Origin of the sequence: Lentzea sp. NPDC020367 (genome assembly GCF_044387305.1) — a bacterium.
Classification (GTDB): Bacteria; Actinomycetota; Actinomycetes; order Mycobacteriales; family Pseudonocardiaceae; genus Lentzea.
In genome coordinates this window covers 92,759-107,005 of the sequence record NZ_JBIRVV010000011.1, presented here as the reverse complement: position 1 = coordinate 107,005, position 14,247 = coordinate 92,759, and the positions used below count along the sequence as shown (strand labels likewise).

Genomic DNA, 14,247 nt, shown 5'->3' with positions numbered 1-14,247 from the left:
TCGTTCAGTCGCTCGGCTCTCAGGCGCCGTTACACGTAGTGACCAGTGATGACACTGGGGGCATGCGTGCCCGGCCGGAACGATCCCGTTCACGCCGATGAAGCTTCTGCGCCGCGCCTAGCTTTGGACGCGGGCGATGAGGTCGCGCACCGTGGCGAGGACCTCGTCCGGGTGGTCGAGGTGGACGCTGTGCGTCGCGCCCGGCCAGGCCGCCACGTCCGCGCCGAGTGCCGTGGCGAGCCGGTCGTGGGCGAGGCGGACGGCGTGGTCCGGCTTGCGGTCGGCCGTCACCAGCACCGAGGGGAGGCGGGGGAGGTCGGACTCCCGCACGCCGCGGGAGATCTCCGTGATGCCGCGGACCGCTCGGGCGAGCGTTCGGATGTCCAGGTCCGCGGTGCGTTCGAGTGCGGCCAGGCAGTCGGGCCGCAGATCACGTCCTCGCGCGGATCGCAGGGCCGCGGATCGGAAGGTCGCGGCCAGGGGGCGGCGCAGTCCTGGCACGGCTGCCAGCTTGCCGAACAGGCCCATCATGCGTTCGAGGCCGGCGCACACGCCGGGATCGTTGATCGGCGTCGGGTCCAGCAGGACCAGGCCCGCTACCTGCTCGGGGTGGTCGCGCGCGAGCAGTACGGCCACGGCGCCGCCGAGGCTCTGCCCGACCACCACGACCGGGCCGCAGCCCAGCCGGTCGACGAGGGCGCTCAGGTGGGACGCGGCGTCTGCCAGCGATCCGTCCTCGGCGTTCGTGCCGGTGCCTGGGCGGTCGTGCACGATCACCCGCGCGCCGGGGTTCGCTGCCAGGCCTTCCGGCAGGCCGGGGAAGAAGCCGTCGCAGGCCTCGGCGCCGCCGGGTAGCAGCAGCACGGGCGTCCCGGCCTCGCCGTGGACCTGGACTCCGTCGATCTCCACACGCACCCCTCGCTGTGCCGAACCGGTTCGTCTCGTCGATTGTGACACAATCCAATCGGGTACTGTGACACCCCTGACGGACGTAAGGGGTGTCATGGCCGGGACGCAGGCCGCGCCGGAACGGATCGCCGCGGCGGTGCGGAGGGAGTTGCTCGACGGGGTGCACCCCGTGGGCACCCGCTTCCGCGAGGAGGACCTGGCGGAACGGTTCGAGGTCGGCCGGTACACGGTGCGCTCTGCGCTGCGGCTGCTCGTCGAACGCGGCCTGGTCGTGCACGAACGTCACCGCGGCGCCGTCGTCCCGCAGCTGAGCAAGGAACGCATCGACGAGGTCTTCGACTACCGCAAGGTGCTCGAGCTCGGCGCGCTGCGCATGGCCCTGGCCGCCGGTGCGGACCTGGGACCGGTGGTCGCCGAGGTGGAACGCCTGGAGGCGCTGGCCGAGCGGACGACGCGGCCGTCGTGGCGCGAGTTGACGCGCGTGCACAGCGCCATCCACACCGCGATCGTCGCGGCGGCCGGCAACCGGCACCTGCTCGACAGCTACCAGCGCTGCGAGGACGAGGTGCGGCTGCTGCTCACGTTCGTCCGCCCCGACTTCGACGTCGTGAGGATGGCGGCCGTGCACCGCGGGCTGGTCGAGAAGCTGCGGCTGGGCGGGGAGGCCGCGGTGGACGCGCTGACCGAGGACATCGACCACACCGGGCGGGCCGCGTTGCTGGTGGCACTACGCCGCGCCGAGGAGAGCGCCCGGCTGCTCGGACACTGAACGGAAAGCGCTCTCAGGCGAGAGACATCGCGGTGCGCGGACTACCCGGCGTTACGCAGGACGATCGACCGGGCGCCCGTGGTCGACGACGACACGCAGGTGATCAACGCCATGCCGGTGGTCCGGTCGGTCGACGACAAACGCGCGATCGTGTCGCGGCTGCGCTACGTGATGGAGGACCCGGCGGCACAACTCGCGACCGCCGGCTCCCAGTTCATGCTCGACCAGTTGAGCGCCAACGGAAACCGGCCCGACCTGGTCGAGATTCCCGGCTTCACCCACACCACCTATCCGGCCGGGACCGCCGTTCGTCGCTGAACCGCCGTCAGTCGACCACGATGATCGACTTGCCGCCACCGCGTCCCGCACCGAAGGCGGCCGGTGCTTCGGCCAGTGGGTACGTGGAACCGACCAGAACGCGCAGGCTTCCCTCGCGGACGAGCTTCGCCAGTTCGGTGAGCCGGTGGCGGTCCGCCTCGACGACGAAGAAGATCGCGCGGCCGTCGCGCGGCCTGGCCTTCGGCGGTTCGTTGACGGTGACCAGGGTGCCGCCGGCGCGGACCAGCCCGGCCGAGCGTTCGAGGATCTCTCCTCCGAAGACGTCCAGCACCACGTCGACCTCGCCGACGTCCTCCAGGCGTTCGGTCTGCAGGTCGACGAAGGTGTCGGCGCCCAGAGCGAGTGCGACGTCGCGGTTGCCGGCGCGGCCCGTTCCGATGACTCGCGCTCCCGCCCTGCGCGCGAGTTGCACGGCGATCGATCCCACCCCGCCCGCCGCGCCGTGGATCAGGACGGTCTGCCCGGACTCGAGCCGGCCGTGGTCGAACAGCGCCTGCCACGCGGTCAGGCCGGAGATCGGCAGGGCGGCGCCGACGGTGTGGTCGACATCGGCGGGCAGTGGCGCGAGGTTGCGGGCCTCGACGGCGGTGAACTCGGCGAGCGATCCGTCGCGGGTCCAGTCGGCGAGCCCGAACACCCGCTGTCCGACGGTGAGGCCGGTGGTGCCGTAGCCGAGTTCCGCGACGACGCCGGACAACTCGTGACCGGGCACGCTGGGAGTCCGGTCACGGCCGGCCCGGTCGGTCCAGGTGCCCGGCCAGTCCAGTTCGCCGGGGGTGAAGCCGGCCGCGCACACCCGCACGACGACGTCGTTCTCCGCGGCGTGCGGGTAGGGGTGGTCGGTGAGGGTCAGACCACCGAGGCCGGCGGCGCGGTCCTGCACGGTGATGGCTTTCATGACTCCGAAGCTAGCCCGGTTTCGGCTCGGAACCTGGGACCACTTGGCCTCCCGGATCGGGGACCAGTCACCGAAGAGCGCGCACCAGGGCGTCCAGCGTGCCCGCCCGGGCACTCGGGGACGGCGCGGCGAACCCGACGACCACGCCGTCGCGGTCCGAGGTGGATCCGGGGTGCCGGAAGCGTTCGAGGGGCTCGATCGCCAGCTGTTCGCGGGCGGCTCGGCGCACGAGTTCGGCGCCGGTTCGGCCGGGCTGTTCGAGGAGGACGTGCAGCCCGGCGGACATCCCGGTGACGTGCGCGGCAGGGGCGTTTCGGCTGATCGTCTCGACCAGCTGCCTACGTCGCCGGTCGTACTGCGAGCGCATCGCGCGGATGTGCCGGTCGTACGCTCCCGACGCGATGAACTCGGTCATCGCCAGCTGGTTGACGAACCCGACGGAATCCTCTGATTCCCCCTTCTGCGCGGCGATCGAGCCGACCAGGTGGTCCGGCAGGACGAGCCAGCCGAGGCGCAGGCCCGGCGCCAGGGACTTGCTCGCGGTCCCCAGGTAGAGCACGTGGTCGTGGTCCAGCCCCTGCAACGCGCCCACGGGCGACCGGTCGTAGCGGAACTCGCCGTCGTAGTCGTCCTCGATGACCAGCGTGCCCCGCCGGCGGGCCCAGTCGACGACCGCCGCCCGCCGGTCGGAGTGCAGCGCCACGCCCAAGGGGAACTGGTGCGACGGCGTCAGCAGAACCGCGCCCAGGTTCCGATCGTGGTCGAGCGCCGACAGGTCGGCGCCGTCGGCGTCGACCGCGATCGGGACCGCTTCGATCCCGGCCTGCAGCAACGCCAGGCGCTGGGTCTGGAGACCGAACTCCTCGACCGCCACCTTCGTGACTCCCGCGCTCGCGAGCGCGGCGGCGACGAGCCGCAGGCCTTCCGCGGCCCCGCTGCACACGATGACGTTGTCCGCCCGTGCGCGCAGGCCCCTCGCACGAGCGAGATAGCGGGCGAGGACGTCGCGCAGTTCGCTCATGCCGTGCGGATCGGTGTACCCGAAGGCGTCGAACGGCGCGGTGCCGACCGTGCGCTTCACCGCGCGAATCCACTCGTCACGCGGAAAGGACGACAGGTCCGGACGGCCGGGCCGGAGATCGTGCACCGGCCGCGGTGGTGCCGCGGGCGTCCGGGGCCTCGCTCGGTCGCCCACGAGCTCCGCGGAACGCCGCGCCACCTCGGTACCGGAACCGTGCACCCCGGTGAGCCATCCCTCGCTGATCAGCTCCGAGTAGACGCGGACGACGGTGTTGCGGCCCAGCCCGAGGTCGGTCGCCAGCACGCGGCTCGACGGCAGCCGGGTCCCCGGTGCCAACCGGCCGGTGCGGATCGCCTCGCGGAAGGCGTCCATGAGGCCGGCGCGGGTGCGGCCGACGTCGCCCAGATGCAGGTCGAGGCCGCCGGCCGCTCGATCGGTCACGCCGGACAACGATACGGACCGGTCCCGGACAGGGCAGGTCAGCTCGTCGTGACGACGGGCTGCAGCAACGTCTCCAGGTTGACCCTGGCGATCTGCCTGCGGAACTCGCCCCGGTAGGTGCTGTCGCCGGAGTCGTGCATGGTGTCGGTCATCCAGATCGCCGACTGCTGGCGGTTCCAGATGTGGCGCAGGCAGGTGTCCGAGTACTCGTCCAGCAGGCGCGAGTCGCCCGCGTCGAGGTGGCGGATCAGGGCGTGGGCAAGGGTTTCGGCGTCGTGCAGTGCGAGGCTCATCCCTTCGGCGCTCATCGGGGAGATGATGTGCGCGGCGTCGCCCAGGAGGTAGAGCCTGCCGTGGCTCATGGGGCTGAACACGATGCCGCGCAGGGGAACGATCTGCCTGGTGGCGACGGGGCCCTCCTTCACCGGGCGCCCGAACCGGTGGGCGAGTTCGCTCCAGATCCGCTCGTCCGGCCACTGCTCGACGGTGTCGGTGAGCGGGCACTGCAGGTAGATGCGACTCTTGCCGGGGCCGCGGGTGATCTGCGCGGAGAAGCCGCGGGAGTGCACCGCCATGACGGCCAGGGGGTCCGCGCCGACCTCGGCGAGGACGCTGAGCCAGGCGTAGCCGAACTCGTGGGAGTCACAGGTGAGGACGTCCGCGGGGATGGACTTCCTGCTGACGCCGTGGAAGCCGTCCGCGCCGGCGACGAACTCGCAGCCGATCGTCCTGACGGCGCCGGAGGGGTCGCGGTAGCGGACCAGGGGCCGGCCGGTGACGTCCTCCAGCGCGACGTCGGCTGCCTCGTAGCGGAGATCTCCGCCTTCGCGCAGGAAGATCGCGGTGAGGTTCGTGGCGAGGACCTGCTGGGGGCAGAAGATCGACTCGTCCCCGTCCTCGTCGTCCCCGTGCTTCCACTGCCGCGTCTCGCCTTCGATCAGCACCGGCAGGTCGGACGATCCCGTGAAGTGGCTGGGGGAGTCCGCGAAAGCCTCGTCGAGCCCCCACTGCCGGAACGTGCGCACGCCGCTCGCTTCGAGGGATCCTGCGCGTTGCCTGCGCTCGATGTGCTCACGGCTGTGCTTCTCCACGATTACGCAGCTGATTCCGCTGCGCTGCAAGAAGTTCCCGAGCGCGAGGCCGGCGACACCGCCACCCACGATGACGACGTCCACGTTCGTGTCTGCTTCGTTCATGTCCTCCACTGTGGTCACCGAGGCTGCCGCGTCCCACCGGTATCGAGACAGCGGATACCGAAAAGCCGCCAATCTCGGCTAGCTGTGCAGACCCGCCTGGTAGCGGCCGGGGGTCTGGCCGACCACGGAGCTGAACGCGTCGATGAAGCTCGAGGGGTTCGACCATCCGCACGTGATCGCGGTATCGGTGACCGAGACACCGTTGGTGAGGTGGATGACGGCGTGGTGCACGCGCAGGACGGTGCGCCAGCGGTGGAAGCTCATGGCGAGCTCGGAGTCGAACAGGCGGCTGAGCGTGCGTTCGCTCGCGCCTGCCTCGCGGCCGAGTTCGGTCAGCGTCGAGGTGCGGCCGGGGTCGGCGTGCAGAAGGTCGGTCACCGCGCGCAGCCTGGGGTCGTGCGGTTCAGGCAGGTGCAGGGACAGCTCGGGTGTCTCGACCAGTTCGTCGATCACGACCTCGAGCAGTCGCGCGTGTGCGCCGGGACGGGACTCCGGGCGGTCCGTCAGCGCCAGGACCGCCTCCCGCAGCAACGGGCTCACCGCGAACACGCTGGGGTGCGGCACGAGCGCGTCGCACAGGGCCGCGGGAACGACCAGGAGACGCACGTCGGTCCGGCCGTAGAAGCGGTGGGAGTGCTCGAATCCCGGCGGCGTCCAGGTGGCGCGGTTCGCCGGCGCCACCCACGTTCCGCGCACCGTCGACGTGGCCAGCGCTCCGGACGCGGCGTAGACCAGCTGCCCGTCCGCGTGGGAGTGGACGTCGATGTGGAAGCCGTGGTCGAGCCAGCCGCCACCGCTGGGCACGGCGTCCGTCAGCGCCGCGTCCCACGTCTTCACCGGCGGTGTCATCGCAGGTACGAGGCTCCGTTGAGGTCCAGGACCGCCCCGGAGGACCAGACCGCCTCCGGAGAGGCCAGGTGGACGATGGCGGAGGCGATCTCCTCCGGCGTGCCGACCCGGCCGAACGGGCTCTGGTCGCGCACGGTGTCGCCTTCGTCGCCGGCGAGCTTCGACGCCTGGCGTTCGGTGGCGACGAAACCCGGCGCGACCGAGGTGACCGAGATCCGGTGAGGTGCGAGCGCGATCGCCGCGGACTGGCCGAACGCCTGCAGCGCTGCCTTGGTCGCACCGTAGGCGGGGTAGTCGGGTTCGCCGCGGAACGCGCCGCGCGAGCCGACGTTGACGATGCTGCCCGGCGCACCGCGGTCGATCAGGTGCTGCGCCACCGCCCAGGTGACGTTCACCGCCCCGAGCAGGTTCACGTCGAGCATGGACCGCCACGCGTCGGCCCACCCGTCCCAGGAGGTCTCCCCGATCCGGTGGCGGTTGGCCGGACCCGGTGCCACGGCGGCGTTGTTGACCAGCACGTCCACCGTGCCGAGTCGCTGCACCGCCTCCGTGACGAGCCCCCGGGCCACGTCGGGGTCGGCCAGGTCGCCTCCGATGACCGCGTGCCCGGTCCCCGCGAGCTGGGCGACGGTCTCGTCGGCGTCCTCGCGGCGGCTGCCGTAGTGCACCGCGACCCGGTACCCCTTCCCGGCGAACGCCACGGCGGTGGCGCGGCCGATCCCCCTCGACGCCCCGGTGACGATCACGCCTCCGGTACCGCGTTCCGACATCCCCGTCCTCCTGGCCTGTGGTCCGACTGCTCCGAACCGCAGCGTATGCGCACGTCGCGGCCGCCCGGAATCCGTGCGGCCGCGACGACGAACGAGCGTCTGGACGTCAGCAGGTCTTGCGGAGGTATCCGCTGGAACCGGCGGGCACGACCATCACGTCGCGGCGCACCATGCTGATCTTCGTCTTCCACTCGGGACAGCCCTTGGACATGCCAGAGGCCGTGTACTCCACGTTGACCACGCGGTTGCCGAACGGGCCCGCGTAGTCGCCGCACTCCTCGTACTCGCCGCATTCCTCGGTGACGGCGAAGTCCAGACCGTTGGCGGTGCGGTTGCCGGCGAGTTCCGGGGTGTTCTTCTGGGCGATGGCGAGGTTCTTGCTGTGGGAGTAGGCGGACAGGAGCTTGATGTACTCCTGGGCGTGCGTGGTGGTGATCAGGTTCTTCGACCGGGAGAAGCTGTCGTAGTTGTCGGGCTCGACGGCCTGATAGCCCTTGGAGGCGCAGGTGTCGATCCAGGTCTTGACCTTGGCGGCGACGCGGCTGCGCTTGTCCGCGGTGCGCAGGTCGAGCAACGTCTCGTGCCAGTCGGGGTCGACGACCTTCTTGCCGCTGGAGTCGCGGAGCAGCAGGTCGCTCTGCCAGTCGCCGTCCTGGCCCTCCTGGGCCTGGAACGCGTTGAGGTAGCAGATGTTGTAGAGCCCGGCCGCAGGGGACGCTGACACGTCACGGCTGACGATCTGCACTCCGGACGGCGGGGTGTAGGCGCCGCCGATCTGGTAGTCGAACTTGCCGGCCAGCGGTGGAAGGGGGACCGCTGCCGACGCGGGTGCGGCGGTGGCCGTGAGCGCTGCGAACGCCAGGGCTCCCGCCGCGGTGACCGCCGCTAATCGTCTGCCGTGCAAGGAAGAAAGACGCCTCATGCCGACTCCGTCGTCGTTGGGCGCATCAGGATGCGCGGTGAGGAGTGCCGGCCGGTGCGGCCGGTGTAACGGCGAAACGTAGGCAGCCCAACCGAAACGGTCAACGAAGTGCGCATCCGCGATGAGCGTTTTCACCGTCCTATTTGGTCTTCACCTCGACCACGGTGACGCGCACGCCGGCGGCCCGGATCGCCGCGACCGCCGCCGGATCGGCGGACAGGTCGGTGATGACCTCGTGGACGTCGTGGATGTCGGCGATGCGGGCGAGAGTGGCTTTGCCGAGCTTGCTGCCGTCGGCCATCACGATCACCTGCTTGGCGCGGCTGAGCATGGCGCGGTTGGTGCGGGCCTCGTTCTCGTCGTGGGTGGTGATCCCGGCGGTGACGTCGACGCCGTCGACGCCGATGAACGCGGTGCCGATGCTGATCGACGCCAGCACGTGCTCCGCCCACGGACCCACCAGTTCGTAGGACTGAGGTCTTGCGACGCCACCGACCACGACGAGCTTGTGCCGCGGGTGCAGTGCCAGTTCCATCGCGATGTTCAACGCGTTCGTCACGACCGTCAGATCGCCGCGGTTGGGCAGCTCCTTGACGAGTTCGCTCGTCGTGGAGCCGCCGGTCAGGGCGATCACGTGCGGTCCCGGCGGCAGCAGCCGGACCGCCCTGCGCACGATCGCCAGCTTCGCGTCACGGGAACGGCCTCCGCGGTAGCGCACCGGAACCTCGTTCACGCTGCCCTGCGGTTTCGCGCCGCCGTGGGTCCTGGTGAGCAGCCGCTGCTCCTCCAGCTGCGCCAGATCCCGGCGCAGGGTCGCGGAGGAAACGCCGAATCGCTCACGGAGTTCACCGGCCTGCAGCGAACCGGTTTCCCGAAGCATCCGGAGTATTTCGGACATGCGTTCAGCGCGCGTGGTTCGCCTTTTCCGCACGCGGGTGCCGGACGCGGCGGAATCCGTGGAGTCGGCCATGGAGCGGAGCCTACGACAGATCATCCGAGTGAGCGGTTGTGCACGCGGTGCTCACTCGAGTGGACCGCTGAACTGGGGCCACTCGGCCAATCGCTCACCTGAAACGCTCATTTCAAATGTTCATTTGAATGCAGAACCTTGCCGCCGGCGCGACGGCGACCGTACGAATGCAGCCATCGTCAGATCGGCGGAGAGCCTGAGCCCCAGGGCGATCGGCGGCATTCGAAGAACGCCCCCGGACGTGTTAATCGGAAGGCAACACACCATGACCGTGAGTGAGAGTGGGCTCGGCAGCAGCTGGACCGCGAGGGAGATCTGGCAGCAGCCGACCACCTGGCCGCGCGTGGCGGAAGTGGTGGAGCGACTGCGTCCGCGGGTCGAGGAACTGGTGAGCGCGGCGCTGTTCGAGGCGAGTCCGCGGATCGTGCTGACCGGAGCCGGGACCTCGGCGTTCATCGGTGAGCTCGTGGCTCCCGCCCTGGCACGACACCTCGGCAGGCAGGTGGAGGCGATCGCCACCACCGAGATCGTCGCCGACCCGCGGGCGGTGGCCGCGGACGACCGCCCGATGCTGCTCGTGTCGTTCGCCCGCAGCGGCAACAGCCCTGAATCGCTTGCGGCGGCTCGACTCCTGCGGAGCCTGACCCCCTCACTGCGGCACCTGGTGATCACCTGCGACTCCCAGGGCGAGCTGGGCCGGCAGTGGGACGGTGACGAGAACGCCGTCGTGATCGTGCTGCCGGAGGAGACGAACGACCGCGGCTTCGCGATGACGTCGTCGTTCACCGGGATGGCCCTGGCGGCGCTGCTGGCCTTCGGTCTCGACGTCGACGTGCAGGAACTCGCGCGAGCCGGTGCCGGCGTTCTCGGCGAGGCCGCGGAGCGCGCGTCCGCGATCGCTGGAGCCAAGCCGTCCCGCCTGGTGTACCTGGGTTCGGGGGCGTTGCGAGGCCTGGCCAGGGAGTCCGCGCTCAAGTGCCTGGAACTGACGCGCGGCGAGGTGGTGGGGATCGCCGACTCGTCGCTGGGCTTCCGGCACGGGCCGAAGTCGGTGCTCGACGACCGCACGATCGCCGTCGTCTTCCTTTCCCCGGACCGGTATGCGCGTTCGTACGACGAGGACATCGCTCGTGAGCTCGTGCCGGCGCTCGGCCCGAACCGCGTGATCGTCGTGGGGGAGACCGACTCCAGCGCGTGCGGGGGAGCGCAGGTGTGGCCCGTCCCGGGCCTGGCCACCGCTCCTGCCGCGGTGTGGGCGCTGGCCGCGGTGATCACGGCCCAGACCACGGCACTCGCCTGCTCGCTGGCACTGGATCTGACGCCGGACAACCCGTTCCCCGGCGGCGAGGTCAACCGCGTGGTGCGGGGAGTGGTCATCCACGAGTTCGTTGAGGGAGTGAGCTGACATGTTCCTCGGTGTCGACGGTGGGGGTACCAAGACCGCGTTCTGCCTGGTGGATCTGGACGGCCGGGTCGTCGCGGAGGCCAGGACCGCGAGCGTGTACTACCTGGGCGACGGCGTGCAGATCGTCGAACCCCTGCTGCGCCAAGGGATCGCCGAGGTCTGCCGCATCGCGGGCATCTCGTCCGACGGCATCACCTACGCGTTCTTCGGACTGCCCGCCTACGGGGAGATCAGCGCCGACGTGCCCGTGCTGGACGCCGTGCCGTCGGCGATCCTCGTCAACGGGAACTACCGCTGCGGCAACGACATGATCTGCGGCTGGGCGGGCTCGCTCGGCGCGGTGGACGGCATCAACGTCGTCGCGGGGACCGGCTCGATCGCCTACGGGGAGAACGAGGGCAGGCAGTGGCGCGGCGGCGGGTGGAGCGAGCTCTTCGGTGACGAGGGCTCGGGTTACTGGGTCGCGATCAACGGCCTCAACGCGTTCAGCCGCATGGTGGACGGCCGCCTCCCGGCCGGTCCGCTGGTCGGTGAACTGCGTGAGGCGCTCGACCTCGCGGTCGACTTCGACGCCATCGACGTCGTGGTCAACCAGTGGCAGGGGGATCGCGGCAAGATCGCGAGCCTGAGCAAGGTCGTCGTCAGGGCGGCCGACGCAGGGGACGCCGCCGCCACCGAGATCCTCCGGCAGGCGGGACGTGAGCTCGCACTGCTGGTGAACGTCGGCCGTGACGCGCTCGGATTCGCTGCTGCACAACAGGTTCCGGTGTCGTACTCCGGCGGCGTGTTCGGCTCGGCGCTCGTGCTGGCGTCGTTCCGCGAGTCGCTCACCCACGACTTCGACCTGCGCGAACCGCTGTTGGAACCGCACATCGGTGCCGCGCTGCACGCGGCACGCCTGCACGGACACCCGTTGCGGGCCGAGCAAATCCACTCTTCCGCCGCGCTCTCCCTCTGAGGAGCTCACGATGACCGGATCTGGCGTGTCCGCCCCGACCCTCCGCACGACCAACTGGATCCCGTACGCGGGACTGCTCGTGTTGTTCTGGGGTGTGTGGGGCGCTTTCTCCGCCCTGCCCACCAAGCTCTACGCCTACCCCGACCCGATGATCTACGTCGTGTGGGCGCTGACGATGATCATCCCCGCCTGGTTCTCGTTGCGCGGCAAGAAGTTCGACCGCAGCCGCACCGCCACCGGGTACGGCCTGCTGATCGGGCTGACCGGAGCGGGCGGTCAGCTGTTGTTGTTCAAGGCGCTCACCATCGGGCCCGCGTACGTCATCTTCCCGATCATCGCGCTGTCCCCGGCGATCACCGTGCTGATGGCGTTCGGCCTGCTGCGCGAGCGGCTTGGCGCCCTGTCCTGGATCGGCGTGGTGCTGGCACTCGTCGCGGTCGTCCTGTTCTCCGTGTCCACCGGGGAGGGAGGCGACAGCGGGTGGTTCTACCTGCTGCTCGCGGTGCTGGTCTGCGTCGCCTGGGGTGTGCAGGCGTTCTTCATGCGCAAGGCGGCGATCGCCGGAGTCGACGACGCGTCGACGTTCGGCTGGATGACCATCAGCGGGCTGGTGCTGATTCCGGTGGCACTGCTGATGATGGGCGGCCTGCCGCTGGACTTCCCCTGGCAGGCACCCGCTCTCACGGCCGGCACGCAGGTGCTGAACTCGATCGGCGCGCTGTTCCTGGTGATGGCGATGAGTCGCGGCAAGGCCTCGATCGTCGCGCCGGTCACCAACGCGCTGGCTCCCGTGCTGACGATCGTGTTGTCGCTCATCGTGTTCGGCGCGCGGCCCAGCGCGTTCCAGGTGGTGGGCATCGTGCTGGCGCTGGTCGGCTCAACGCTGATGGTCTACCGCGCCGAGAAGAGCAGCGAGACCGTTCCCGGCGCGGTCGAGGCAGCGACGTGACGAACCGGATCCTCACCATCACGCTCAACCCCGCCATCGACGTGACCTACCGCGTGAAAGCCCTGCGCGTCGGCGAAACCGTCCGCGTGCCGGAGGTCCGGTCACGGGCGGGCGGCAAGGGCGTGAACGTCGCGGCCGTGGTCAAGGCACTGGGCGGGGACAGCATCGCCCTGGCTCTGACCACGACCGCGGCACCCGACGAGTTCCGGTCGGGGTTGGAGGAGCTGGCGATCACCCATCGACTCGTGCCCGCCCTCGCCTCCGTGCGGCGGACCGTGGCGGTCGTGGCCGAGGACGGCACCACCACGTCGTTGCAGGAGAACGGTTTTCCGGCCGTCGAGGGGGCGGAGGAGGCGATCGCCGCCGCGCTGCGGGACGAGTTGGAGGCGGGAGCTGGGGCCGTCGTGATCTCCGGCAGCGTTCCGGCCGGCATGAGCCCGGACGTGCCCGCACGGCTGACGAAGCTGTGCGCCGAGTTCGGCGTGCCGGTCATCGCCGACGTGTCCGGACCCGCTCTGCGCGCGGTCGCGCCCAGCGGAGCGGTGCTGATGCCCAACCAGGACGAACTGGCGGAGCTCGACGGACGGACCGCCCGGGACCTGGTGGCCGGGGGAGCGGCCGCCGTCGTGGCTACGGCCGGACCGGACGGAGTCGTCGCGGTGACCGCGGCGGGCACCTGGCAGGCGTGGCCGGTCGAAGTGGTCTCGGGCAACCCGACCGGAGCGGGCGACGCGGCGGCCGCCGCACTGGCGCTCCACCTGGCCGAAGCGACGCGGGTGGAGGGCGTCGACTGGGTCGCGGCGCTGGCCGACGTCGTCGCGACCTCGGCCGCGGCGGTGCTGCGCCCGGTGGCCGGCGAGATCGACCTGGCGGCCCGAGGCCGCTGGATCCCCCTGACGACGGTGGAGGAAGTTCGATGATCGAGGACTGGACCACGTTGTTCGGCGAGAGGCGTGCGGAGCGACGCGCGGTGGGCGCGTTCAACGCGATCCTGATCGAGCACGCCGAGGCCATCGTGGCGGGCGCCGAGCTGAGCGGGCTCCCGGTGATCCTGCAGATCTCGCAGAACGCCGTGCGCTACCACGGATCGTTGGCGCCCTTCGCGCTCGCGTGCCTCCGGCTCGCTTCCGAGGCGAGCGTGCCTGTCCTGGTCCACCTCGACCACGTCGAGGACGAAGCCCTCATCCACGAGGGACTGGACCTGGGCATCACCTCGGTCATGTTCGACGCCGCCAAGTCGAGCTACGCCGAGAACGTGGCCAGGACGCGGGCCGTGGTCGAGCGCTGCCGTGCCGCCGGCTGCCTCGTCGAGGCCGAACTGGGCGAGGTCGGCGGCAAGGACGGTGCCCACGCACCCGGTGTGCGCACCGATCCGCGCGAGGCCGCGGAGTTCGTCGCCGCGACCGGTGTCGACTCGCTCGCGGTGGCCGTCGGCTCCTCGCACGCCATGGCGGACCGCAGCGCGGTGCTCGACGAGGACCTGATCTCCGCGCTCGCCGAGTCGGTCCCGGTGCCGTTGGTGCTGCACGGCTCGTCCGGGGTGAGCGACGACGGCCTGCGGGGCGCGGTCGCGAACGGCATCGTCAAGGTCAACATCGGCACCCGGCTGAACCAGGTGCTGACCGAGGCGGTCCGTGCGGTGCTGGGGGAACGCGAACTCCTGACGGATCCGCGCCGCTACCTCGCTCCCGGCCGTGACGCGGTGCGCGACGAGGTGGCCAGGCTTCTCACGGTGCTGGCGAAGTGAGCCGAGGTGACCACGCGGCGCTGGCGAAGCTGGCCGACGTGCCTACGTGGCGTTGGCGAAGTGGGCCGAGGTGACTCCGCGGCGCCGGTGAAGCTGGCCGACGT

The 14,247-nt window shown here is 70.7% G+C and carries 15 protein-coding genes; 7 read left to right on the top strand and 8 right to left on the bottom strand.

Features of this window, described 5'->3' with window-relative positions; all coding sequences use genetic code 11:
• Positions 1–117: 117 nt before the first annotated feature.
• Entirely contained in the window at positions 118–909 is a 792-nt protein-coding gene (locus ACH413_RS35240; RefSeq protein WP_360038389.1) for an alpha/beta hydrolase, read from the bottom strand.
• A 94-nt stretch (positions 910–1,003) separates the two neighbouring features.
• Here ACH413_RS35240 and ACH413_RS35235 point away from each other — a divergent pair, with 94 nt between their 5' ends.
• Both ACH413_RS35235 and ACH413_RS35230 read left to right on the top strand, forming a co-directional pair.
• Positions 1,004–1,678, top strand: a complete 675-nt coding sequence (locus ACH413_RS35235) for a GntR family transcriptional regulator (RefSeq protein WP_360038386.1) — start codon at positions 1,004–1,006, stop codon at positions 1,676–1,678.
• 78 nt (positions 1,679–1,756) lie between these two features.
• Complete coding sequence (locus tag ACH413_RS35230; protein ID WP_360038384.1) at positions 1,757–1,996, top strand: hypothetical protein; 240 nt, start codon at positions 1,757–1,759, stop codon at positions 1,994–1,996.
• Positions 1,997–2,003: 7 nt separating this feature from the next.
• Here the strand turns inward: ACH413_RS35230 and ACH413_RS35225 are convergent, their stop codons facing one another.
• From ACH413_RS35225 to ACH413_RS35195, 7 genes are all read right to left on the bottom strand, one after another.
• The gene (locus tag ACH413_RS35225) at positions 2,004–2,915 is read right to left on the bottom strand and encodes an NADP-dependent oxidoreductase (RefSeq protein WP_360038381.1); all 912 of its coding nucleotides are present in this window, start codon (positions 2,913–2,915) and stop codon (positions 2,004–2,006) included.
• 67 nt (positions 2,916–2,982) lie between these two features.
• Positions 2,983–4,377, bottom strand: coding sequence for a PLP-dependent aminotransferase family protein (locus ACH413_RS35220; RefSeq protein ID WP_360038378.1), 1,395 nt, complete (start codon positions 4,375–4,377; stop codon positions 2,983–2,985).
• 38 nt (positions 4,378–4,415) lie between these two features.
• The gene (locus ACH413_RS35215) at positions 4,416–5,573 is read right to left on the bottom strand and encodes a 4-hydroxybenzoate 3-monooxygenase (RefSeq protein ID WP_360038375.1); all 1,158 of its coding nucleotides are present in this window, start codon (positions 5,571–5,573) and stop codon (positions 4,416–4,418) included.
• A gap of 78 nt (positions 5,574–5,651) precedes the next feature.
• Entirely contained in the window at positions 5,652–6,422 is a 771-nt protein-coding gene (locus tag ACH413_RS35210; protein WP_360038372.1) for a helix-turn-helix transcriptional regulator, read from the bottom strand.
• Positions 6,419–7,192 carry an SDR family oxidoreductase gene (locus ACH413_RS35205; RefSeq protein WP_360038370.1) on the bottom strand — a complete coding sequence of 258 codons (774 nt, stop codon included), beginning with the start codon at positions 7,190–7,192 and terminating at the stop codon, positions 6,419–6,421. Before ACH413_RS35205 ends, ACH413_RS35210 begins: the two co-directional genes overlap by 4 nt.
• 106 nt (positions 7,193–7,298) lie before the next feature.
• Positions 7,299–8,114 carry an endo alpha-1,4 polygalactosaminidase gene (locus tag ACH413_RS35200; RefSeq protein WP_360038368.1) on the bottom strand — a complete coding sequence of 272 codons (816 nt, stop codon included), beginning with the start codon at positions 8,112–8,114 and terminating at the stop codon, positions 7,299–7,301.
• A 139-nt stretch (positions 8,115–8,253) separates the two neighbouring features.
• Positions 8,254–9,084, bottom strand: a complete 831-nt coding sequence (locus tag ACH413_RS35195) for a DeoR/GlpR family DNA-binding transcription regulator (protein WP_360038366.1) — start codon at positions 9,082–9,084, stop codon at positions 8,254–8,256.
• Positions 9,085–9,349: 265 nt separating this feature from the next.
• Here ACH413_RS35195 and ACH413_RS35190 point away from each other — a divergent pair, with 265 nt between their 5' ends.
• Genes ACH413_RS35190 through ACH413_RS35170 form a run of 5 tightly spaced genes read left to right on the top strand, consistent with a single transcriptional unit; the run spans position 9,350 to position 14,143 of the window.
• On the top strand, positions 9,350–10,489 hold the full coding sequence (locus ACH413_RS35190) for an SIS domain-containing protein (protein ID WP_360038364.1): 1,140 nt from the start codon (positions 9,350–9,352) through the stop codon (positions 10,487–10,489).
• Position 10,490: 1 nt separating this feature from the next.
• Complete coding sequence (locus tag ACH413_RS35185; RefSeq protein WP_360038363.1) at positions 10,491–11,447, top strand: BadF/BadG/BcrA/BcrD ATPase family protein; 957 nt, start codon at positions 10,491–10,493, stop codon at positions 11,445–11,447.
• Between the two features lie 10 nt (positions 11,448–11,457).
• A complete protein-coding gene (locus ACH413_RS35180; RefSeq protein ID WP_360038361.1) occupies positions 11,458–12,396 on the top strand; it encodes a DMT family transporter in 939 nt (312 codons plus the stop codon).
• Entirely contained in the window at positions 12,393–13,316 is a 924-nt protein-coding gene (locus tag ACH413_RS35175) for a PfkB family carbohydrate kinase (RefSeq protein WP_360038359.1), read from the top strand. The genes ACH413_RS35180 and ACH413_RS35175 overlap by 4 nt, the downstream gene beginning before the upstream one ends.
• Positions 13,313–14,143: a class II fructose-bisphosphate aldolase gene (locus ACH413_RS35170; protein WP_360038356.1), complete on the top strand. Its 831-nt coding sequence runs from the start codon at positions 13,313–13,315 to the stop codon at positions 14,141–14,143. Before ACH413_RS35175 ends, ACH413_RS35170 begins: the two co-directional genes overlap by 4 nt.
• The last annotated feature ends 104 nt before the right edge of the window (positions 14,144–14,247 follow it).